This window comes from Candidatus Palauibacter sp., from assembly GCF_965208055.1.
GTDB lineage: Bacteria > Gemmatimonadota > Gemmatimonadetes > Palauibacterales > Palauibacteraceae > Palauibacter.
Map to the genome: position 1 here is coordinate 1,952,143 of NZ_CBDBNY010000004.1, position 20,393 is coordinate 1,972,535.

General features: G+C 68.7%; 21 protein-coding genes. 6 read left to right on the forward strand and 15 right to left on the reverse strand.

Annotation, left to right across the window (positions count from 1 at the left end):
* Positions 1 to 96: 96 nt before the first annotated feature.
* The 10 genes from ACOGXI_RS08565 to ACOGXI_RS08610 all read right to left on the reverse strand — a co-directional run bounded on the left by ACOGXI_RS08565 (position 97) and on the right by ACOGXI_RS08610 (position 7,610).
* Positions 97 to 429 carry a F0F1 ATP synthase subunit epsilon gene (locus tag ACOGXI_RS08565; RefSeq protein WP_419938443.1) on the reverse strand — a complete coding sequence of 111 codons (333 nt, stop codon included), beginning with the start codon at positions 427 to 429 and terminating at the stop codon, positions 97 to 99.
* The gene (atpD, locus tag ACOGXI_RS08570; RefSeq protein WP_419938444.1) at positions 426 to 1,862 is read right to left on the reverse strand and encodes a F0F1 ATP synthase subunit beta; all 1,437 of its coding nucleotides are present in this window, start codon (positions 1,860 to 1,862) and stop codon (positions 426 to 428) included. Before atpD ends, ACOGXI_RS08565 begins: the two co-directional genes overlap by 4 nt.
* Before the next feature lie 49 nt (positions 1,863 to 1,911).
* On the reverse strand, positions 1,912 to 2,778 hold the full coding sequence (gene atpG / locus ACOGXI_RS08575; RefSeq protein ID WP_419938445.1) for an ATP synthase F1 subunit gamma: 867 nt from the start codon (positions 2,776 to 2,778) through the stop codon (positions 1,912 to 1,914).
* Positions 2,775 to 4,388 (reverse strand): F0F1 ATP synthase subunit alpha, encoded by a 1,614-nt coding sequence (gene atpA / locus ACOGXI_RS08580; RefSeq protein WP_419938446.1) that lies wholly within the window; start codon positions 4,386 to 4,388, stop codon positions 2,775 to 2,777. Before atpA ends, atpG begins: the two co-directional genes overlap by 4 nt.
* A gap of 46 nt (positions 4,389 to 4,434) precedes the next feature.
* Complete coding sequence (atpH, locus tag ACOGXI_RS08585; RefSeq protein ID WP_419938447.1) at positions 4,435 to 4,968, reverse strand: ATP synthase F1 subunit delta; 534 nt, start codon at positions 4,966 to 4,968, stop codon at positions 4,435 to 4,437.
* A gap of 30 nt (positions 4,969 to 4,998) precedes the next feature.
* A complete protein-coding gene (gene atpF, locus ACOGXI_RS08590; protein WP_419938448.1) occupies positions 4,999 to 5,553 on the reverse strand; it encodes a F0F1 ATP synthase subunit B in 555 nt (184 codons plus the stop codon).
* Complete coding sequence (locus ACOGXI_RS08595; RefSeq protein ID WP_310782493.1) at positions 5,550 to 5,807, reverse strand: ATP synthase F0 subunit C; 258 nt, start codon at positions 5,805 to 5,807, stop codon at positions 5,550 to 5,552. Before ACOGXI_RS08595 ends, atpF begins: the two co-directional genes overlap by 4 nt.
* Before the next feature lie 99 nt (positions 5,808 to 5,906).
* Entirely contained in the window at positions 5,907 to 6,896 is a 990-nt protein-coding gene (gene atpB, locus ACOGXI_RS08600) for a F0F1 ATP synthase subunit A (RefSeq protein WP_419938449.1), read from the reverse strand.
* Complete coding sequence (locus ACOGXI_RS08605; protein WP_419938450.1) at positions 6,886 to 7,275, reverse strand: hypothetical protein; 390 nt, start codon at positions 7,273 to 7,275, stop codon at positions 6,886 to 6,888. Before ACOGXI_RS08605 ends, atpB begins: the two co-directional genes overlap by 11 nt.
* A 20-nt stretch (positions 7,276 to 7,295) precedes the next feature.
* Positions 7,296 to 7,610, reverse strand: coding sequence for an AtpZ/AtpI family protein (locus ACOGXI_RS08610; protein WP_419938451.1), 315 nt, complete (start codon positions 7,608 to 7,610; stop codon positions 7,296 to 7,298).
* A gap of 233 nt (positions 7,611 to 7,843) precedes the next feature.
* Here ACOGXI_RS08610 and ACOGXI_RS08615 point away from each other — a divergent pair, with 233 nt between their 5' ends.
* Both ACOGXI_RS08615 and ACOGXI_RS08620 read left to right on the forward strand, forming a co-directional pair.
* Positions 7,844 to 8,854, forward strand: a complete 1,011-nt coding sequence (locus tag ACOGXI_RS08615) for an AAA family ATPase (protein ID WP_419938452.1) — start codon at positions 7,844 to 7,846, stop codon at positions 8,852 to 8,854.
* Between the two features lie 80 nt (positions 8,855 to 8,934).
* Positions 8,935 to 10,170 (forward strand): hemolysin family protein, encoded by a 1,236-nt coding sequence (locus ACOGXI_RS08620; RefSeq protein WP_419938453.1) that lies wholly within the window; start codon positions 8,935 to 8,937, stop codon positions 10,168 to 10,170.
* 2 nt (positions 10,171 to 10,172) lie between these two features.
* On the opposite strand, the gene ACOGXI_RS08625 is transcribed toward ACOGXI_RS08620, so the two are convergent.
* Both ACOGXI_RS08625 and ACOGXI_RS08630 read right to left on the reverse strand, forming a co-directional pair.
* Complete coding sequence (locus ACOGXI_RS08625; RefSeq protein ID WP_419938454.1) at positions 10,173 to 10,961, reverse strand: prepilin peptidase; 789 nt, start codon at positions 10,959 to 10,961, stop codon at positions 10,173 to 10,175.
* Positions 10,954 to 11,724: a TrmH family RNA methyltransferase gene (locus ACOGXI_RS08630; RefSeq protein ID WP_419938455.1), complete on the reverse strand. Its 771-nt coding sequence runs from the start codon at positions 11,722 to 11,724 to the stop codon at positions 10,954 to 10,956. Before ACOGXI_RS08630 ends, ACOGXI_RS08625 begins: the two co-directional genes overlap by 8 nt.
* An 86-nt stretch (positions 11,725 to 11,810) precedes the next feature.
* Between ACOGXI_RS08630 and thiD the strand changes: the two genes are divergently transcribed.
* Positions 11,811 to 12,626 carry a bifunctional hydroxymethylpyrimidine kinase/phosphomethylpyrimidine kinase gene (gene thiD / locus ACOGXI_RS08635; RefSeq protein WP_419938456.1) on the forward strand — a complete coding sequence of 272 codons (816 nt, stop codon included), beginning with the start codon at positions 11,811 to 11,813 and terminating at the stop codon, positions 12,624 to 12,626.
* Positions 12,627 to 12,629: 3 nt separating this feature from the next.
* Here thiD and ACOGXI_RS08640 read toward each other — a convergent pair whose 3' ends face one another.
* Positions 12,630 to 15,053, reverse strand: a complete 2,424-nt coding sequence (locus ACOGXI_RS08640) for an aldehyde dehydrogenase family protein (protein WP_419938457.1) — start codon at positions 15,051 to 15,053, stop codon at positions 12,630 to 12,632.
* A 40-nt stretch (positions 15,054 to 15,093) separates the two neighbouring features.
* Positions 15,094 to 16,044, reverse strand: a complete 951-nt coding sequence (gene deoC / locus ACOGXI_RS08645; RefSeq protein ID WP_419940180.1) for a deoxyribose-phosphate aldolase — start codon at positions 16,042 to 16,044, stop codon at positions 15,094 to 15,096.
* 191 nt (positions 16,045 to 16,235) lie between these two features.
* On the opposite strand from deoC, the gene ACOGXI_RS08650 reads away from it, so the two are divergent.
* The 3 genes from ACOGXI_RS08650 (at position 16,236) to katG (ending at position 19,121) form a co-directional block, all read left to right on the forward strand.
* A complete protein-coding gene (locus ACOGXI_RS08650; protein WP_419938458.1) occupies positions 16,236 to 16,514 on the forward strand; it encodes a type II toxin-antitoxin system RelE/ParE family toxin in 279 nt (92 codons plus the stop codon).
* Positions 16,515 to 16,530: 16 nt separating this feature from the next.
* Positions 16,531 to 16,827: a HigA family addiction module antitoxin gene (locus ACOGXI_RS08655; RefSeq protein ID WP_419938459.1), complete on the forward strand. Its 297-nt coding sequence runs from the start codon at positions 16,531 to 16,533 to the stop codon at positions 16,825 to 16,827.
* A 167-nt stretch (positions 16,828 to 16,994) separates the two neighbouring features.
* Positions 16,995 to 19,121 (forward strand): catalase/peroxidase HPI, encoded by a 2,127-nt coding sequence (katG, locus tag ACOGXI_RS08660; RefSeq protein WP_419938460.1) that lies wholly within the window; start codon positions 16,995 to 16,997, stop codon positions 19,119 to 19,121.
* A gap of 91 nt (positions 19,122 to 19,212) precedes the next feature.
* On the opposite strand, the gene ACOGXI_RS08665 is transcribed toward katG, so the two are convergent.
* The gene (locus ACOGXI_RS08665) at positions 19,213 to 20,208 is read right to left on the reverse strand and encodes a hypothetical protein (RefSeq protein WP_419938461.1); all 996 of its coding nucleotides are present in this window, start codon (positions 20,206 to 20,208) and stop codon (positions 19,213 to 19,215) included.
* Positions 20,209 to 20,393: the final 185 nt, after the last annotated feature.

Below are 20,393 nucleotides of genomic sequence, written 5' to 3' on the forward strand. Positions count from 1 at the left end.
AAACCCGCGAGACGCCCCAGGGCGCTCGCAGGGAAGACGGATAAAATAGGGTCGGTTCGGAGGAGCGTCAAGCACCCGCCGAGGACCCTGAAGAAATCAGCCCTCCGCGTGCGGCTCCACCTCTTCCGCGAGGACGGCGACGGTGTTGTCCAGGACCTGAAGGAAGCCGCGGGCCACGCGGAAACGGTGCGGACCGTCGTCCGTACGGATGTGAAGCAGGCCTTCTCCCAGCAGGACGACCATGGGGGCGTGGCCGTACAGGATCCCCAGTTCGCCATCGTGGGCGGGGGCGATGATCGACGTCGCGGCGCCGGAGAAGGCGGCGGCGGACGGCGAGATCACCGAGATGCGCAGTCGCCGTTCAGCGGACCTTCGGTTCGCCTCCACGGCGGTCGGGGCGCCGGCTCCGATCGAGTCCGCCGCCGTCATGCGGCCTCTGCCTCCAGCTTTCTGGCCTGCTCGATCGCCTCCTCGATCCCGCCGACCATGTAGAACGCCTGTTCCGGCAGGTGGTCGAATTCGCCCTCGACGACGCGCTCGAACGACTCGATCGTCGTCTCCAGCGAGACGTAGCGCCCCGGGATGCCGGTGAACTGCTCGGCCACGTGGAAGGGCTGCGACAAGAACTTCTGGATCCGCCGGGCCCGGTTCACGATGACCTTGTCCTCCTCGGAGAGTTCATCCATCCCGAGAATCGCGATGATGTCCTGCAGATCCTTGTAGCGCTGCAGCGTGCGCTGCACCGCGGTCGCCACGCGGTAGTGGCGCTCGCCCAGGAACTGCTCGCTGAGGATGCGGCTGCTGGAGTCGAGCGGGTCCACCGCCGGGTAGATGCCGAGTTCGGCGATCTGGCGCGAGAGGACGGTCTGGGAGTCGAGGTGCGTGAAGGCCGCGGCCGGCGCGGGGTCCGTGAGGTCGTCCGCCGGCACGTAAATGGCCTGCACCGAAGTGATCGAGCCTCGGGTGGTCGACGTGATGCGCTCCTGGAGGTTGCCCATCTCCGTGGCGAGGGTCGGCTGGTAGCCCACAGCGCTCGGCATGCGGCCGAGCAGCGCGGACACCTCGGACCCGGCCTGGCTGAAGCGGAAGATGTTGTCGATGAAGAGGAGGACGTCGAGGCCCTCCACCTCACGGAAGTACTCCGCCACCGTGAGGCCGGTGAGTCCCACGCGCAGGCGCGCGCCCGGCGGCTCGTTCATCTGTCCGTAGATGAGCGCCGTCGAGTCGAGGACACCCGATTCCTTCATCTCGAGCCAGAGGTCGTTCCCCTCCCGCGTGCGCTCGCCCACGCCGCAGAAGACGGAGCGGCCACCGTGCTCCTGCGCAATGTTGTTGATGAGTTCCATGATGATGACGGTCTTGCCGACGCCGGCCCCGCCGAAAAGTCCCGTCTTGCCGCCCTTCACGTAGGGGGCGATGAGATCCACGACCTTGATCCCGGTGACGAAGATCTCCGTCTTCGGCTCGAGGTTCTGGAGGGTGGGCGACTTGCGGTGGATCGGCCAGCGCTCCGACGCCTCGACCGGACCCAGTTCGTCCACGGGCTCGCCGAGGACGTTGAGGATGCGGCCCAGCGACGCCTCGCCGACGGGCGCCGAGATGGGGTGTCCCGTGTCCACGACGTCCATCCCGCGCGTCACGCCGTCCGTCGCGTCCATGGCGACCGCGCGTACCTGGTGGCGTCCGATGTGCTGCGCCACCTCGCACACGAGATCGTGCACGGTCCCGTCATCGTCCTCCCAGGAGAGCGAGAGCGCGTTGTAGATCTCCGGCAAATGCTCGGGCTCGAACTCCGCATCGATCGTGGGTCCGATGACCTGCACGACCTTGCCTGTGCCTCGTTCGGTCGATCCTTCAGACATATGTCAGCCTCATGGCTATCGGTTCTCGGGGGCGCCGACGCCCCGCGTGCTATCCGTCCAGCGCGTCCGCGCCGCCGATGATCTCCGCGATCTGGTTCGTGATTTCGGCCTGGCGGGCGCGGTTGTACGTCCGCCGCAGGTTGTCGAGGAACTCGTTGGCGTTGTCCGTCGCCGACTTCATCGCCGTCCTGCGGGCCGCCTGCTCCGCCGCCGCCGTCTCCAGCAGCGCGCTGTATGTCGAGTTCGTCACGTAGAGCGGCAGGAGATGATCGAGGATTCCTTCCTCCGACGGATCCAGGATATAGAAGGGCTGCGGACCCTTGCGCGCCTCGCCTACGCCGACCGGGAGAACCTGCCGGACCGAAGGGGGCGTGCTCACCATGTTGCGGAACTCCGCGAAGACGAGCCGCACGGCGTCGAGCTCGCCGGCCACGAAGCGGGCGGCCAGGTCGTCAATGAGCGTGCGCGCGTCATCCGTCGTCGGAGGATCCCCCAGGTCGTTGCGCGTGTGCGCCATCTCCACGCCGCGGAACCGGAAGTACGAAATCCCCTTGTTCCCGTAGACGTGGAACTCGACCCGGGCTCCGGCTTCCTCCAGTTCGCCGAGCTGCGTTTGCGCGGTGCGAATGAGATTCGCGTTGAAGGCGCCGCACAGGCCGCGATTGCTCGTCACGAGCACCACCGCGGCGCGTTCGATGCGGGCGGGCTGGCGCAGCAGAGGCTGGGATTCCGCCAGGTCCGGCGTGGCGAGCCGCGCGATCATGTCCATCAGTTCGGCCGAGTAGGGACGCGCCCGGATCACCCGCCCCTGCGCCTGCGCGAGCTTGGCGGTCGCGACCATCTCCATGGTGCGCGTGATCTTCTTCGTGCTGTCGACGGACTTCATCCGCCGATAGATGTCCCTCGACTTGCTCATGCCGCGGCGTCCGCAGCGTCCCCTCGGGAGCCTTCGTCATGGACGAAGGTGTCGGAATAGGACTCGATCGCCTCGCGGAGCGCGGCCTCGGTCTCGTCCGACATCACGCTCTCCTCCCGGATCGTCTCTCCGACTTCAGGATGGCTCGTGCTCATGTACTCGAGGAATCCGACTTCCCAGCCGCGAATCCGCGACACGTCGAGGGCGTCCAGGAACCCCTGCGTCGCCGCGAAGATCACCATCACCTGCTCCTCGACCGGCATCGGCTCGTACTGGCCCTGTTTCAGGACCTCGACGGTGCGCCGGCCCCGGTCCAGCTGCCGCTGCGTCGCGGAGTCCAGCTCCGTGCCGAACTGCGCGAAAGCCTCGATCTCGCGGAACTGCGCGAGGTCCAGCCGCAGACGTCCGGCAACCTTCTTCATCGCCTTGATCTGCGCGTTTCCGCCCACGCGCGAGACCGAGATCCCCACATTCACCGCCGGGCGCACACCCGAGTAGAAGAGGTCGGTTTCGAGGAAGATCTGGCCGTCGGTGATCGAGATCACGTTCGTCGGGATGTAGGCCGACACGTCGCCGGCCGCCGTCTGGATGATCGGGAGCGCGGTCAGCGAACCGCCGGGCTTCCTGATGTCCGGGTGGCCGGCGATCGCTTCCGGATCGTTGCTGATCTTGGCCGCCCGCTCGAGCAGTCGGCTGTGCAGATAGAAGACGTCGCCCGGGTATGCCTCCCGCCCCGGCGGACGCCGCAGGATGAGCGACGCCTCGCGGTAGGCGTCGGCCTGCTTCGTGAGGTCGTCGTAGATGACGAGGACCGCCTTGCCCTCCTCGTACATGAAGTACTCGCCGATCGCGCAGGCGGCGTAGGGGGCCATGAACTGCATCGGCGCGGGGTCCGCAGCGTTCGCGGCCACCACGACGGTGTAATCGAGCGCACCCTCCTCGCGGAGCCGTTCGACGATGCCGGCCACGGTCGAACCCTTCTGCCCGATCGCGCAGTAGACGCAGATGACGTCCTCATCCTTCTGGTTGATGATCGCGTCGATCGCCACCGCCGTCTTTCCGGTGCCGCGGTCCCCGATGATCAGTTCCCGCTGGCCGCGGCCGATCGGGATCATCGAGTCGATTGCCTTGAGGCCCGTCTGCAGCGGCTCGTTCACCGGCTGGCGGTACACGATGCCGGGCGCCTTCCGGTCGACCTTCATGTAGGTCACCGTCTCGATCGGCCCGCGGCCATCGCGCGGCTGCCCCAGCGTGTCCACGACGCGGCCGAGAATCGCCGGACCGACGGGCACGGCGAGGACGCGACCGGTACGGCGCACCGGATCTCCCTCCTTGAGGGCGAGATAATCGCCGAGGATCACGGCGCCGATGTTGTCTTCCTCGAGGTTCGAGGCGAGACCGATCACGGAGACCCCGCTGTCGCGGGAAGTGATCTCGAGCATCTCGTTGGCGACGCACGTTGAAAGACCCCAGATGCGGGCCACGCCGTCCTTCACCTCGAGAACCTCGCCCACTTCCTCGACCCGGAGTTCTTCCTCGTAGCGGTCGATCTGCTCGAGCAGGGCCTTCTTGATCTCGCTCGCTCGAAGGGAGCTATCGAAACCTGTCATCGTCTTCTCTTCTCTATTTCTCGTTGCTTCACGTTTGCCGACCGTCTCAGTACAGTTCGCGCCGCATCTGCTCGAGTTGCCGCCGCAGCGAAGCGTCCAGCAACTCGTCGCCGACGCGGATGATCACGCCGCCCAGAATCTTCGGGTCCTCGTGGAACTCGGGGACGACCTCCCGCTCGAAGCGCCGCTCCAGCGCCGAAACCACCTCGCTCCGGACGCGGTCATCCGCCTCGAAGGGCAGCGTCACGGTGGCGCGGACCCGTCCCGCCTTCTCGTCCAGCAAATCGCGGTAGGCGTGCGCGATCCCCGGGAGGGCCCGCTGCCGGTCGCGGTCCAGGATGACGAGCAGGAAGCGGATGAAGAGGTCCGGCGCTCTTCCGGAAAGCGCCGCCTGGATCGCCTCCTTCTTCTCGAACAGCGACACCGCGGGCACTTCCAGGAAACGCTGGAAGTCCGGGACGTTGGCGTACAGGTCGCCGATCTCCTCGATCAGCCGCCCGTACGCCGCCTCGCTCCCGTCCCGCGCCGCGAGGTCGAAGAGAGTCCCCGCGTAGTTGCGGGCCACCGCCGAGGCGCTCATCGCTCCGTCACCGGTCCTCGGGCCATCACACTAGACGTCCGACACGAACTCGTGCACGAGACGCCGGTTCTCCTCGGCGTCCAGCCGCGCCCGGATCAGCCGCTCGGAGGCCGCCAACGCGAGATCCACGGCATCCCGCCGGATCTCCTCCCGCAGCCGGTCCCGTTCGTGTCCGATCTCGCGACGCGCGTCATCGAGCATCTGCGCCTGCTGCGCCCGCGCCTCCTCCAGCATCTCCTTGCGGAGACCGTCGGCGTGCCGCCGGGCGTTCTCCAGCATCTCCCGCGCCTCGCTGCGGGCCGCTTCCAGCGCGGCCTCCTGCTGCGAGAGCAAGCCCTTCGCTTCATCGCGCGCGGAGAGGGCATCGTCGATCGCGCCCTGGATCTTGTCGTGCCTCTGCTCGAGTCCGCCCGCGATGAGCGGGAAGACCCACTTCGCCAGGACGACGAGCGTGAGCACGAACAGGACGATCGTCCAGACGAAGAGTCCCAGATTGAGCGAGAAGATCCCGGTCTCCGTCTGGGCCGCCAGCACCAGCGGCGTAGCGAGCGCCCAGCAGCCGGCGACCCCGGCCGAACGCATCATCCGCGGATGAAGCCGGCGATCACGAGTCCGAACAGCGCCACACCCTCGATGAACACGGCCAGCACGATGGCGGCCGTCTGGATGGTCTGCGCTTCCTCCGGCTGGCGGGCCATCGCTTCCGTCATGCGCCCGCCAATGAGGCCGATTCCGATCCCGGCTCCGAGCACGGAGAGCCCGCCACCGACGATGGCGAGACCGATTGCGAGGCCGTCGCCCGTCGACATGCCCTGCAGTAGCGTCAACATGTTCAGCATCGTTGGCTCCAGTTTCCTTTCTCTGTCGGGGGTTCGAACGACACCCCCCGTTCCGTCCGCGCCTCTCCGGCGCGGAAGTTGCCCGCGGACCCTCCCGGGTCAGTGCGCGTGGCGAATCAATCCGATGAACACCGAGACCAGCATCGCGAAGATGTACGCCTGAAGCAGCGCGATGAAGATCTCCAGCATCATCACGAACAGCGCGAGGCCCATGGACCCCAGAATCGTCGCGGCCCCGACCGTCGTCCCGAAGACTCCCTGACCGATCATCGAGCCGTAGGTGAGGATGAGGCCCATGAAGGCGAGGATGACGAAGTGCCCCGCCGTCATGTTGGCGAAGAGCCGGATCGCGAGCGCCATGATCTTCGAGAACTTCGCGATCAGTTCGACCGGGGCCATGATGAGGAGCGTGACCGGCTTCAGCGGCCCGGGCAGCCCGGGCGGCAGAAAGAAGACGGTTTTCGCGTAGCCCAGCGGGCCGAGGGCGATGAACCCCGCCGTCTCGATGACGACGAGCGCGATGATCGCGAGCGCGGCGGTGACCATGATGTTCCCCGTCGCCGTCGCGCCGAAGGGGATCAGGCCGAGCAGGTTCGCGTACAGGATGAAGAAGAAGAAGGTGATGACGAGCGGGACGAACCTCTCTCCGCCGCGGCCGATGTTGGCCATCACGATGTCATCCCTCAGGTAGAGATAGAAGGCCTCCATCCCGTTGAGGAGCCCTCCGGGAGCCTTCTCGCCCTCCTTGAGCCGCTCCGTCGAGCGGGCGGCGATGAACATCGTCACGATCGTGAGAACGGCCGCGAACATCAGGAACAGCACGTGCTTCGTGATCGAAAGGTCGACCTCGAGGCCGCCGATATTGAAGGCCGGGAGCTCCGGGAGATGGATCTCGCCGAAGGGTCCGAACTCCCAGATCTTCGAGTCCACGACGTGATGCATCATGACTTCAGTGCCCCACTCCTCGGCGTGCTCGCCCGCCGCCGCGGCTTCGCCGTGGTGTTCCTGGGCAGCCGCAGCCGCGGGGGCGGCGTGCTCCTGCACTCGCTCCGTCAGACTCCTCAGGGAGGCCATCGATCTATCGAGCACCCGGTTCATCCGGTCGTGCGTTCCGTGTCGAGTTGGTCTTCTTGGTCTTCGTGCGCGCGAGCGCGAGCCACAAGGCTTCCGTCCACAACAACACCAGCATGGCGAGTCCGTATGCGATGGGCAGATCGGGCGTCGCCGCTCCCGTCCATGCCAGTCCGCCCGTCACGGCCAGCCCTCCCATGCGGAGACCGATCCCGCCCAGCCAGGGCCGGGTCGCCCGCCGTCCCGCCAGGAGCGCACGGTTCAGCGGCCAGACCGCGACCACCTGAATCAACCAGGCCGAAGCGATCCCCCATGTGCGCTCGCCGTCCCGCAGCCACGCGGCCGCCGCCACCGCCAGCCCCAATGTGGCCAGCGCATAGGTCGGTGTACGCCGCATCCAACGTGTGGGAGTCCCCTTCACTTCCCGCGGTCCGTCTCCCCGTCGGTCTCATCGGCCGCAGCGCGTTCGCGCTGTGCCGCCAGCCGACCGAACATGCTGTAGCAACCTCCCGCGAACCCCGCGAACACTCCGAGGAGCACAAAGAGAGGCGCGGTCCCGAGACGGTTGTCGAGCCAGTTGCCGCCGACGGCGAGGAGCGCGATCGCCAAACCCATCGCGATCCCGAGGCTCGCGAATTCCGAGCCCGCCGCCTTCGCGTACCGGCGGCCGATGCTCCCCTGTGGTTTCTCGGGTTCCGGCCGGTTCGTCGAACCGGGAGGCGGCTGGCGCATGAGGATACATCTCCGTCGTCGGAGCCCCGCGCCGACCGCTTGTGAAAAATTTCCCAAGCCCAATCTGTCCGCTTGTGAAAAATTTCGCAATGCCGGTTTCGCTTGACGCTGGGCAGAGAAAGCCTAGGTTGCTGCCACCATATTGAAGGCCTCTGGTCAACTCCGAAATGGCCTCGCCGACGCCCGGGTCTCGCAGTCCCGCGGCCCCCCTCACGCCTGGAGCCGATTGAGTCTTGGAAGCCGGTCGAAAGGTCGAGACGGATGACGTTCGGCTGCTCGATGATCTGGGTCATGCCCGGCGCCAGATCGAAGCGGAAGTCGGGAAGCGGATCATCGGGCAGCGGGAGGTCGTGGAAAAGCTGCTCATCACGCTGCTCGCCGATGGCCACGCGCTCCTGGTAGGCGTCCCCGGCCTCGCAAAGACGCTGCTCGTCTCGACGCTCGCCGAAGCGCTGCACCTGGAGTTCAGCCGGATCCAGTTCACGCCGGACCTGATGCCCTCCGACATCACCGGGACCGAGGTGCTCCAGGACGACCAGCGCACCGGGGAGCGCCGTTTCGCGTTCGTCCGGGGGCCGATCTTCGCGGATGTGATCCTGGCGGACGAGATCAACCGGACGCCGCCCAAGACGCAGGCCGCCCTGCTGCAGGCGATGCAGGAGGGGGAGGTCACGGTCGGCAGCGAGACGTTTCCGCTCGGACGCCCGTTCTTCGTCCTCGCGACGCAGAATCCGATCGAGCAGGAGGGGACGTATCCCCTTCCCGAAGCTCAGCTCGACCGCTTCATGTTCGAGCTTCGGATCGGGTATCCGACGGCGGAGGAGGAGTCGGTCATCGCGGACATGGCGGCGAGCGGACCGCCCGCCCAGGTGAATCCCGTCGTGACGGCGGGCCAGCTTCTCCAATACCAGGCGCTCGTGCAGAGGGTTCCGGCCTCGGCATCGGTGGTCGACTACGCGGTGCGGCTGGCGCGGGCCACCCGGCCGCGCGAGGCCTCCTCGCCGGAGTTCGTGCGCCGCATGGTGAGCTGGGGCGCCGGGCCGCGGGCCTCGCAGCACACGGTGCTGGCAGCGAAGGCCCGGGCGGCGCTCGATGGCCGTCCCGCCCCCAATCTCGACGACGTGCGGGCGGTTGCGCCCGCCGTGCTCCGACACCGGGTGGTTCCGGGTTTCGAAGCGGAGGCCGAGGGGAAGACCGCTGACGACATCGTCGCGGAGTTGATCGAACACAGCCGCGGCTGGTAGACGTTGGACGAAACCGACAGTACGCAGCTCTCACCGACAGTTCGGGCGGGCCCTGAGGCTCCGGCCGGAGTCCGCCGCCCATGACCGGCACCTTCGCGCTGCTCGCCTTCCTTCTCATCTGCTCCGGGTTCTTCTCCGGCGCCGAGATCGCGCTCTTTTCGCTCGGGGAACCTCGGGTCCGCGCCCTTGCACGCGAGAATCGTCCGGGGGGGCGGGCGCTCGAGCGGCTGAAGCGGAACCCCGAGCGACTGCTCATCGTCATCCTGATCGGGAACAACCTCGCCAACATCGGGGCGGCGGCGGTTGCGACCTACACGGCGACCGAACTGTTCGGCTCCGCGGGGGTGGGGCTCGCCACGGGCGTCATGACGCTCCTGGTCCTCTTCTTCGGAGAGATCACGCCGAAGAGTTTCGCCGCGCGTAACGCGGATCGGCTCTCGCTGTTGGCCGCTCCGTTTCTCGCGGCCCTGGGGCGCCTGCTCCTGCCGGTCGTCCTCCCGCTCGAATGGCTCGTGCGGCGGGTGCTGCCCGACACCGGGAGCGGGACGCACGTGAGCGAGTGGGAGATCCGCGCCATGGCGCGCCTCGGGCATCAGTCGGGCGACATCGAAGCGCACGAGCGCCAGTTCATCGACCGCGTGTTCACGCTGGACCGGCGGCGCGCGAGGGAGATCATGATCCCCCGGGTCGAAATCCTCGCCTGGGAGGACTCGCGCAGCCTCGGGGACATCGCGGAGGAACTCGCCGACGTGCGCTTCAGCCGGATCCCCGTGTACGGCGAATCGCTCGACGACGTGACCGGCGTGCTGTACCGCACCGAAGCGTACCGGGCGCTGCTCGGCGGGCGGCGGAAGCTCCCTCTCTCGGCCGTCGCCCGCGAACCCTACTTCGTGCCGGATACGGTCACCCTCATCGAACTGCTTGAGCAGTTTCGGGCGCGCCGCGTGCACATGGGGCTCGTGGTGGATGAACACGGCGGGCTCGACGGGCTCGTGACGCTCGAGGACATCCTCGAGGAACTGGTCGGCGACATCGTGGACGAAACCGATGTGCCGCCCGAACCCATCATCCGGCTGCGAGGGGACGAGATCGCCGCGGACGGCGGCGCCGAACTGCGGGAGATCAACGACTTCTTCGGGACCGCGTTCCCGGTGGTCGAGTACCGGTCGCTGAACGGCTTCCTCCTGGGCGAGCTGGGCCGGGTACCCGAGGCGGGAGAGGTGGTCGAACACGGCGATGTGCGGATACGGGTCGTCGCGAGCACCGACACGCAGGTGACGCGCGCCCGGATCCGCCGAAGCCCGGGAGGCCGGTGAGGCTATTGCAGCGTCGACGCGACGGGGCCGGCGGTCGCCGCGCGCAGATACCAGTCGAACAGGGTGTCTCCGAACAGGAACGAGACGGCGGCGCCGAGCGCGAGGAAGGTTCCGAAGGGCACGGGCTTTCCCGTCCGGAGCGAGACCGGACCGTAGACGAGAGCCCCGGCGAGCGCGCCCAGGAAGATCGTGAGGAGGGTGCCCCCGGGACCGAGGAAGGCGCCCACCATCGCCATCATCTTCACGTCGCCGCCGCCGAGCGCGGGCTTGCGCAACGCCTTCTCGCCCAACCACCCGACCACGTAGAGAAGTCCGAAGCCCAGAGCCGCGCCGGCGATCGCCGCGCCCGGCGGCGTCGACCCGGGGAGCGCCGAGAGGGCGAGGCCCGCGGCGCACCCGCCCACGGATAGCGCGTCGGGGATGATGTAGTGACGCGCATCGATGACCGCGATCGCGAGGAGGAGCGTGAACAGGACGGCGCCCGTCGGCGCGGCGACAGATGCTCCGTACCGCCACGCCATGCCGCCCCAGATCACGGCCGCCGCCAGTTCGATCGCCGGGTAGCGATACGAGATGCGGCCGCCGCAATCGCGGCAGCGTCCCCGCAGGAGCAACCACGAGAGCACGGGAACGTTGTCGAACCAGCGGATCGCCGCGCCGCACGGCGGGCAGCGGCTGCGCGGGCGAACGACGCTGTGCTCTGCGGGCATGCGTGTGATACACACGTTCAGGAAGGAGCCGGCCGCCAACCCCAACAGCGCGGCTCCACCGACGATCGCAGGGTCAGCCACTCGGGCGCCCGATCCGCATCCGGTCGAGCAGGATGGCACCCGCCGACGCCACGTTCAGCGACTCCACGCCGCGGGCGAGCGGAACGGAGACGACGCGGGCGGCATCGGCGCGGAGCGGGGCGGAGACGCCGTGCGCTTCGCTGCCGAGCGCGAGCGCAACCGGCCCGGGAGGCGGACCCTCGAGCGGCGTACCGTCGGCCGCGGCGACCCAGATGGGGATCCCTCGCCCGGCAAGCCGCGCCACGGCATCCCGGGTGTGCCTCCGGAATACGGGGCCGCGGAACGACGCTCCCGCCGAGGCCCGCAGTGCCTTCGGCCCCCAGGGATCGGCGGTCTCGCCAACGCCGATCACGGCGGCCGCTCCGAGCGCGAGCGCGGTGCGCACGAGGGCGCCGACGTTTCCCGGATCCTGCACGCCGTCGAGGAGCACGATCGCGCCGTCGCCAACGTCGTCCCAGCCGTACGCCGGCACCTCGCCGATCGCGAGGACGGGCTGGGGCGTGGCGGCGTCCGCCAGCGTCTGAACGATCGCTTCGGGCACCGCCTCCGTGCGCACGCCCCGGGCCGCGGCACGCGCGAGCAGCGCCTCCAGTCCCGGCTCGTCCCCCGCCCCGTCGGCGTGCAGCACGGCGACCGTGCGGCCCGGCCACTCGAGCATCTCGCCGACGAGCCGCCGCCCCTCGGCCAGGAAACACCCGGTTTCCCGGCGTCCCTTTCCGCGGTGCAACGACCGCCAGGCCTTGATCTCCGCGCGCGTCGGCATGCCCTTATTTTACGCTGCGGCGCAACGCAGTGTCATCGCGCCGGCGGAACCGAGGGAACCGGCGTACCAGAGCGAACGGACATGTGATGCCGAACAAGCCAGCGCGGGCGACGGCCCTCACGATCGCGGGAAGCGATTCGGGGGGCGGAGCCGGTATCCAGGCCGACCTCAAGACCTTCCACGCGTTCGGCGTGTTCGGCACGAGCGCGGTCACCGCCGTGACCGCCCAGAACACCATCGGGGTCCAGGCGGTACAGGCGCTCGACCCGTCGATCGTGCGACGCCAGATCGAATCGGTCCGGACGGACCTGGCACCGGCGGCGGCGAAGACGGGGATGCTCGCCGACGCGGACATCGTGCGGGCCGTCGTCGCGGGTCTGCAGGGTTTCGAAGGGCCGCTGGTCGTCGACCCCGTGATGGTGGCGACGAGCGGCGACCGGCTCCTCCACCCGGAGGCCGTCGACGCGATCATGGACGAACTCCTGCCTCTCGCCACCCTCGTCACGCCGAACCTGCCCGAGGCGGAGATCCTTGCCGGGCGGACCGTGAGCACCGAAGCCGACATGTCCGCGGCGGCCAGCGCCATCCTCGCGCGGGGGGCGGGCGCGGTGCTGATCAAGGGGGGACACATGGCCGGCGATGAGGTGGTCGACCTGTTCCGGAACGGAGAGAGCGAGCGCGTGTGGCGGACGCCCCGCATCCGGACGACGGAAACCCACGGGACCGGATGCACGCTTTCGGCCGCGATCACGGCGGGGCTGGCATCGGGGCTCACCCTCGAGCCGGCGATCGAACGGGGACTCGCCTTCACGCACGCGGCCATCGCGGCGGCGCCGGGTCTCGGCTCCGGCCGCGGTCCCTTGGATCACTGGGCCCATCCCGGAGGCGGCTCCCGCGACTGAAGGCTATTCGCCGTACGGAACCCAGATGTTCTTGATCTGGGAGGCGTGCCGGAGGAACTCGCGCCCCTCGCCGCCGGGACCGAACCAATCCCGCCCCCGGGCGGCCTCCACCCACGTCCGCTTGAGGTTGGAGGCCGAACGCCGCTCCACATCGGCAGCCCCTTCGTCCGTCCCGAAGTACCACATCCCGTCCACGGCATCGTGGCCGGCGAGGGTGGGCCGCAGTTCCTCCTCGACACCCGTGAGGATGTTGATGACGCCGGGCGGCACATCCGAGGTCTCGATCACCTGGTAGAAGTCGGTGGCGAGGAGCGGCCAGCGCTCCGAGGCGACCGCGACGACGGAGTTCCCGAGGGCAACGGACGGAACCACGCTGGAGATGAAGCCGAGAAGCGCGGGTTCCGGCGGACAGATCACCGCCATCACGCCCAGCGGTTCGGGCATGGCGAGGGTCACGTTGCGGAAGGGCGTCCGGTGGACGGCCCCGTCCCACTTGTCCGCCCACGCCGCGTAGGTGAAGAGGCGCCGCACCGACGCCTCCACCTCGCGCCCAGCCGCTTCCGCATCACAGCCGGTGAGCGCGCGCAGCCGGTCCTCGAACGCCGCCCGGCGGGCATCGAGATTCTCGCCCGCGTAGTACAGGATCTGCGCCCGCAGGTGGGCCGTCGTGCCCGCCCAACTCGCGGCGAGCGCCGCCTCCACGGCGTTGCGCGCGTCCTTTCGGTTTCCGCGGGCCACTTCGCCCGCGGCGCGTCCCTGATGGTCGAGGACCTTCAGGCTGTACCCGCCATCGGGCCGCGCCTGCCGGCCCCCGATGTAGAGTTTGGCCGTCCGGTCGATCGCGGGCAGCGGCGCCGGGGCGGGGGCCTGCGCGGGGGCGGGGGCCTGCGCGCGGGCGTCTGCCTGCTCGTCGCCTTGCGCCGGGTCCGAGTTTCCCCGGGGGCCCGACTCCGCGGCCTCGGAACGCCGGCGGACGTACTCCCGGAGCCCTTCCCGGCCGCCCTCGCGGCCGAACCCGCTCTCGCGGTAGCCGCCGAACCCGGATGCGGCGTCGAACACGTTCGTGCAGTTGATCCACACCGTCCCGGCCTTGATCTGCGAGGCGATGTCGAGGGCGAGGTTCACGTTCTCGGTCCAGACGCTCGCCGCGAGGCCGTAGCGCGTGTTGTTGGCGAGCGCCACAGCCTCGGCCGGAGTCCGGAACGTCATCTGTACCACGACAGGACCGAAGATCTCGACCTGGGCGATCTTCGCGGCCGGCGACACGTCGGTGCAAAGGGTGGGCGGATAGAACCAGCCGTCCCGGGGGACGCTCCAGGATGGTTGCCAGACCGTGGCGCCCTCCTCGCGTCCCTCCTCGACCAGCGACTCGATCTTCTGCAACTGGACGGGCGCGATGATCGCGCCGATGTCGACGCTCTTGTCGAGCGGCGCGCCCATGCGAAGCGTCTCCATGCGGGCGCGCAGACGGTCGGCGAGCGCGTCGGCGATCCCCTCGTGGGCCAGGATTCGCGAGCCGGCGCAGCACACCTGACCCTGGTTGAACCAGATCGCGTCGACCACGCCCTCGACCACGCTGTCGAGATCCGCGTCATCGAACACGAGGAAGGGCGATTTTCCACCGAGTTCCAGCGAGATCTTCTTGCCGGTCCCCGCCGTCGTCTCGCGGATGATGCGGCCGACCTCCGTCGAGCCCGTGAAGGCGATCTTGTCGACGTCCGGATGCGCGACGATGGCGGCGCCCGTGCGACCATCGCCGGTCACGATGTTCACGACGCCGGGCGGCAGATCGATCTCGCGGCAGAGTTCCGCGAACCGGAGCGCGGTCAGCGACGTGAACTCGGCGGGCTTGAGGACGACCGTGTTCCCGGTCGCGAGGGCGGGCGCGATCTTCCACGCCAGCATGAGCAGCGGGAAGTTCCACGGGATGATCTGGCCCGCGACACCCAGCGGCTCGCAGTCGGCCAGTTCCGATTCCATGAGTTGGGCCCAGCCCGCGTGGTGATAGAAGTGCCGCGCGACGAGCGGGATATCGATGTCGCGCGATTCGCGGATGGGCTTCCCGTTGTCGAGCGTCTCGAGCGTCGCGAAGAGCCGGGAGTGTTTCTGCAGGTGACGGGCGATCGCGTACAGGTAGCGCGCCCGTCCGTGTCCCCCGAGGTCGCCCCAGGCCGCCTGGGCCGCCCGCGCCGCCGCCACCGCGCGGTCCACATCCACGGTGGAGCCCCGCGCGATCTCGCCCAGTTGCTCTTCGTTGCTCGGATCGAGGGTGGCGAAGAACTCGCCGTCCGCCGGTTCGCGCCAGGCGCCGCCGATGTAGTGCCCGAAGCGGGGACCCCGTGCCGCGATCCACGCCCGCGCCTCGTCCGCGGCCTCCGGGGCCGGGCCGTACTCCATCGTCTCGAACAGTTCCGCGATCTTCGGCATTCCCCTCAACCCCCTCTCAACGCGACCCTCACCGGCGACCTCATCCCAGCGGGTGCCGGTGGTGCGCGGAATACCGCCCCGTCGCCCGGTGTTCCAACTGGCGTTCGATGTCCGCGAGCAGCGAACTCGCGCCGAAGCGGAACAGCGACCGGTCGAGCCATGCCCCGCCCAGTTCTTCCTTCACGAGAATCAACCACTCCAGCGCCTGCTTCGCCTTACCTACTCCGCCGGCCGGCTTCAGGCCCACGTGGAAGCCGGAGAGTCGCCGATAGGCCCGGATCGCGCGCGCCATCACGAGTCCGACAGGGAGCGTCGCGTTGACCTTCTCCTTGCCGGTCGAGGTCTTGATGAAGTCGGCCCCGGCCATCATGCAGGTCCAGCTCGCGCGGGCGACGTTGCGCAGGCTCCCGAGTTCGCCCGTGGCCATGATCGTCTTCAGGTGGGCCTCGCCGCACGCCTCGCGGAAGGCTCGGACCTCGTCGTACAGCGCCTCCCAGTCGCCCGTGAGCGCGTGGCGGCGGGTGATGACGATGTCGATCTCGCGCGCCCCGGCCTCGACCGCTTCGTGGATCTCCTCGACCCGCTGCGCGAACGGCGTGAGCCCGGCGGGGAAGCCGGCGGCGACCGCGCACACCGGGATGTCGTCGCCGGCGAGCGCCTCCACGACGGCGGGAACCATCGTCGGATACACGCAGACGGAGGCGACGCGCAGGCCGAGATCTTCCACCTCGAGCGCGCGGAGGAGGTCGGGACGCACGGGCTGGCGGGCCTTGGCGGCGAGGCGAGCCACCCGTCCCGGGGTGTCGTCGCCGGCAAGCGTCGTGAGGTCGATCATCGTCACCGCGCGGAGGAGCCAGGCGGCCTGCCACTCCTTCTTGATGCTGCGGCGCTTCCCCAGCGTCGCGGCCCGGCGCTCGATCGCGCTGCGGTTCGCGGCGTGAGCCCGGATCAGATCCAGGTCGAGCGGGATCCCCGCGTTACGCGCCCGCATCGGGACGATACCGGCACCCTCCACGATGCGGGCAGGAGGCCCGGACGACGTTGCGGGATTGGGCGAGACGCTCGGTTCCGGTGGCTTGGTCATGGCGAGAATATCGCGCACTCTCCTCACACTGGCGAGCGAACGCCTCCGGCGGGCATGGGCACATTGCCTAGTGTCGCTAGACACTTTACACTTCGTGGATGATACGGAGTTTCCGGCATCGAGGGCTGAAGCGCTTCTATGAACGCGACGACCGCAGCCTCATCGCCCCTTCCCTGCGCGAGCGGGTGGAGGTGATGCTCGCCCAACTCGATGTCGCCAACTCCCCGGAAGCCATGCGCCTTCCCGGGTATCGGCTGCATGCCCTGAAGGGGAAGCTGCGAGGCTATTGGTCGGTGACCGTCGGGGCCAACTGGCGCATCATCTTCCGCTTCGAGGACGGCGATGTTCACGACGTGGAATTGATCGATTACCACTGATGAACGGAGAACCACGATGCCGATGAAGAGCCCGCCACACCCCGGTAAGGTGGTTCGCGTATCCTGCCTCGAACCCCTCGGCCTCAGCGTGACGGAAGGCGCGCGAGTGCTCGGCGTGAGTCGGCAGGCGCTCTCCAACGTCGTGAACGGCCACGCACGAATCTCGACCGATATGGCGGTGCGGCTCGCGAAGGCCTTCGGTTCCACGACGGGGACCTGGATTCGACTGCAGGCCGCCTTTGACGTGGCTCGAGCCCGGGCGCGGGAGGACCTGATCGAGGTCGAGCGCTACGAGGCGCCGACGGCTCCTTGACGCTCGGCCGCCTGTGGGCCGAAGCTGTGGCTACCACACACCGCAGGTGTTCCGCGGCAATCTCGAGCAGACGCCCTTGCACACGACCGGGTGCTGCCTTATTCCGCAGCCTGCGGCCCGATACCGTGACGGATCGCGACCTGACGATTGACCATCCGGAGAACCCCATGACAACGAACGAGACCTGGTGGCCGAACCAGCTGAGCCTGAAGGCCCTTCGGCGGAACTCTCCCGCCTCGGACCCGATGGGCGCGGACTTCGACTACGCGGAGGCGTTCAAGAACGTCGACGTCGAGGAACTGAAGCAGGACATCGAGCGGGTGATGACGACCTCGCAGGACTGGTGGCCGGCGGACTACGGCCATTACGGGCCGCTCTTCATCCGCATGACGTGGCACGCCGCGGGCACCTATCGCATCACCGACGGTTGCGGCGGCGGCGGGTCGGGCGACCAGCGCTTCGCGCCGCTCAACAGCTGGCCCGACAACGGGAACCTGGACAAGGCGCGTCGCCTGCTGTGGCCGGTCAAGCAGAAGTACGGCCGCAACCTGTCGTGGGCCGACCTCATCATCTTCGCCGGCAACTGCGCCCTGGAGTCGATGGGGTTCCGGACGTTCGGGTTCGCCTTCGGGCGCCCGGACGTGTGGGAGGCGGACGAGACGGACTGGGGCTCCGAAACCGAGTGGCTCGCGGACGAACGCCACGACGAGGAGGGAGAACTCCAGGAAGGGCTCGGCGCCGACCACATGGGTCTGATCTACGTGAACCCTGAGGGGCCGGGCGGCAAGCCGGATCCCGCGGCGGCCGCGAAGTTCATTCGCACGACCTTCGCCCGCATGGCGATGAACGACGAGGAGACGGTCGCGCTCATCGCCGGCGGCCACACCTTCGGCAAGGCGCACGGCGCCGGCCCCGAGTCCCACGTCGGCACCGAGCCGGAGGGCGCCGGTCTCGAGGAGCAGGGCTTCGGGTGGCGGAGCAGCCACGGCAGCGGCAAGGCCGGCGACGCGATCACGAGCGGCCTGGAGGGCGCCTGGACCACCGAGCCCACGCGGTGGGACAACAACTTCATGGAGAACCTGCACGAGCACGAGTGGGAGCTGACGAAGAGCCCCGCCGGGAAGTCGCAGTACACGCCGGTCAACGCTTCCGAGGTCGCCACCGTGCCGGATGCGCACGATCCCTCGAAGAAGCACGCCCCCATGATGCTCACGACGGACCTCTCCCTGCGCGAGGATCCGGTCTACGCGCCGATCTCCAAGCGCTTCCTCGAGAACCCGGCGGACCTCGCGGACGCCTTCGCCAAGGCGTGGTTCAAACTGCTCCACCGCGACATGGGGCCGCGCAGCCGGTACCTCGGACCGCTGGTCCCCGCGGAGCCGCAGTTGTGGCAGGATCCGGTGCCCGACGTCGACCACGAGTTGATCGATGAACAGGACGTCGCGGACCTCAAGGCCAGGATCCTCGCTTCGGGCCTGTCCGTGTCCCGGCTGGTCTCGACCGCCTGGGCGTCGGCGTCGTCGTTCCGCGGCACCGACAAGCGCGGGGGCGCGAACGGAGCCCGCATCCGCCTCGCCCCGCAGAAGGACTGGGAGGCGAACGACCCGGCCGAACTGGCGGAGGCGCTGCGCACGCTGGAGGGGATTCAGGCGGAGTTCAACGACGCGCAGGGCGGCGGAAAGCGCGTCTCCCTCGCCGACCTCATCGTCCTTGCCGGGTGCGCGGGCGTCGAGCAGGCCGCGCGCGCTGCCGGGCACGACGTGCAGGTGCCGTTCGCGCCGGGCCGCACGGACGCGTCGGAGGAGTGGACGGACGCGGAGTCGTTCGCCGTCCTCGAACCCGTCGCTGACGGGTTCCGCAATTACGTCAAGGACGGGAACGGAGGATCAGCGGCCGAGCAATTCGTGGAGCGGGCCTGCCTGCTCACGCTGACCGCGCCCGAGATGACGGCGCTGGTCGGCGGCATGCGCGTCCTGAATGCGAACACGGGGCAGTCCAAGCACGGCGTGTTCACCGACCGGCCGGGAGCGCTGACGAACGACTTCTTCGTGAACCTGCTCGACATGAGCACGGAGTGGCGGGCGTCCTCCGATGGCGCGTTCGAGGGCCGGGACGCGGCCTCCGGGGACGTCAGGTGGACCGCCACCGAGGCGGACCTGGTGTTCGGTTCGAACTCCGAACTCCGGGCCCTCGCGGAGGTGTACGCGTGCGGCGACGGGCAGGCGGCGTTCGTGCGCGACTTCGTGGCGGCCTGGAACAAGGTGATGAACCTCGACCGCTACGACCTGACTTGATCGCAAGGCAGCCGCCGCGGGGCGCTACGGCTCGATGTCGTAGCGCACCACGTACGGGATGTCGAGCATGCGACCTTCGATCGCGACGACCTCAGAGCCCCTCGATATCGAGCGCGACGATGGAGGATTCTTCGAAGCTGCCGGTGTGGAGGGTCCAGACCCTGCGCCCTCTCGCTTCCAGTAGTCGGTGATCTTCGGGAAGGCGGATCGAGCCGAGGAATTGTCCGGAGGAGAGAAATACGTCATGCATGGCTCCCGGGGCCCCGTGTGGGCCGGATGCACCGGGAGCGGGGCGGTCCCGCTGGACCCAGATCCGTCCATCCGCGTCGACGAAGATCCGGGAGATGATCGCCGGTTCCGGGGGCTCGCCGATTTCGCGGAGGGCGGCCTGCCACGCTTCGGGCATTCGCTCATCCGCCTCGCCACCCCGCTCGGCAGGCGATAGCGGGAGCGCTTCAGCGGGATGACAGAACCGCACGCGCATGGTGTCATCCCGGTCGGAGACCGTCAGTTCGTACCGTCCATCCGGGTGCGAGACGACCCAGGTCTCCGCGCCCACTCCCACCAGCGACCGTGGCCATGCGGGCAGGATTGTACGCTCCAGGACTCTGGCGCCGGACCGGGTGACCGTATCGTTCACGGGATTGGCGGGAGACCAGCGGACGAAGGACCGCTCCTCCCAGCCATCCTCGATGGGGCCCGGGAACTCCAGCCACACCGTGTGATCCGGCTGTAGCGCCACGAACGTGACCTCGCCGGATGCGAATACCGGTGACAGAAACGCCGCATCCACCGCCGTGACGGTGGCCGAGCGGGAAGCGAGATCCAGTGTGGTCAGCCGAAATGCCCCGAAGTCCAGCACGAGCAGCGTGTTGGCATCTTCCCAGGTCACCGCGGCGGGTGCCTGGACCTCACCGGGGCCTTCACCGCGTGTCATGACCGGGCCCAGCCAATCTCCATCGGGGTTGAGCAGAATGACTTCGGCGAGGCCCCAGTCCGCGATGGCCACCGATCCGTCCGGGCTTACGGCGACGTCAGCCGGGAAGATCAGTTCTTCCGCTTCCTCGGAACCGCCGACACGCCACACTTCACGCCAAGAGAGCTCCGCCGGCCACGCGCCGACGCGCGTGTTCCTTACAACCGGACCATCGGCGTCCGTGACGTCGCACGCCGTGGATGCGGGCCGGTCACAAGCGGCGATGATCGCGGCCAGCAGCAACGTCACAGTCCGGGATCGCAGGGCCATGTGCTGACACTGACCGGCCGACGGGC

Excerpts from the sequence above, each read along its gene's own strand:
- ACOGXI_RS08620 (WP_419938453.1), top strand. The coding sequence starts at position 8,935 with ATGACCGGCACCTTCGCGCTGCTCGCCTTCCTTCTCATCTGCTCCGGG.
- ACOGXI_RS08595 (WP_310782493.1), bottom strand. The coding sequence starts at position 5,807 with ATGCTGAACATGTTGACGCTACTGCAGGGCATGTCGACGGGCGACGGC.
- katG (WP_419938460.1), top strand. The coding sequence starts at position 16,995 with ATGACAACGAACGAGACCTGGTGGCCGAACCAGCTGAGCCTGAAGGCC.
- ACOGXI_RS08655 (WP_419938459.1), top strand. The coding sequence starts at position 16,531 with ATGCCGATGAAGAGCCCGCCACACCCCGGTAAGGTGGTTCGCGTATCC.
- ACOGXI_RS08650 (WP_419938458.1), top strand. The coding sequence starts at position 16,236 with ATGATACGGAGTTTCCGGCATCGAGGGCTGAAGCGCTTCTATGAACGC.
- atpA (WP_419938446.1), bottom strand. The coding sequence starts at position 4,388 with ATGACAGGTTTCGATAGCTCCCTTCGAGCGAGCGAGATCAAGAAGGCC.
- deoC (WP_419940180.1), bottom strand. The coding sequence starts at position 16,044 with ATGCGGGCGCGTAACGCGGGGATCCCGCTCGACCTGGATCTGATCCGG.
- atpD (WP_419938444.1), bottom strand. The coding sequence starts at position 1,862 with ATGTCTGAAGGATCGACCGAACGAGGCACAGGCAAGGTCGTGCAGGTC.
- ACOGXI_RS08610 (WP_419938451.1), bottom strand. The coding sequence starts at position 7,610 with ATGCGCCAGCCGCCTCCCGGTTCGACGAACCGGCCGGAACCCGAGAAA.
- atpF (WP_419938448.1), bottom strand. The coding sequence starts at position 5,553 with ATGATGCGTTCGGCCGGGGTCGCCGGCTGCTGGGCGCTCGCTACGCCG.
- thiD (WP_419938456.1), top strand. The coding sequence starts at position 11,811 with ATGCCGAACAAGCCAGCGCGGGCGACGGCCCTCACGATCGCGGGAAGC.
- ACOGXI_RS08630 (WP_419938455.1), bottom strand. The coding sequence starts at position 11,724 with ATGCCGACGCGCGCGGAGATCAAGGCCTGGCGGTCGTTGCACCGCGGA.
- ACOGXI_RS08605 (WP_419938450.1), bottom strand. The coding sequence starts at position 7,275 with ATGCGGCGTACACCGACCTATGCGCTGGCCACATTGGGGCTGGCGGTG.
- ACOGXI_RS08640 (WP_419938457.1), bottom strand. The coding sequence starts at position 15,053 with ATGCCGAAGATCGCGGAACTGTTCGAGACGATGGAGTACGGCCCGGCC.
- atpH (WP_419938447.1), bottom strand. The coding sequence starts at position 4,968 with ATGAGCGCCTCGGCGGTGGCCCGCAACTACGCGGGGACTCTCTTCGAC.
- ACOGXI_RS08565 (WP_419938443.1), bottom strand. The coding sequence starts at position 429 with ATGACGGCGGCGGACTCGATCGGAGCCGGCGCCCCGACCGCCGTGGAG.
- atpG (WP_419938445.1), bottom strand. The coding sequence starts at position 2,778 with ATGAGCAAGTCGAGGGACATCTATCGGCGGATGAAGTCCGTCGACAGC.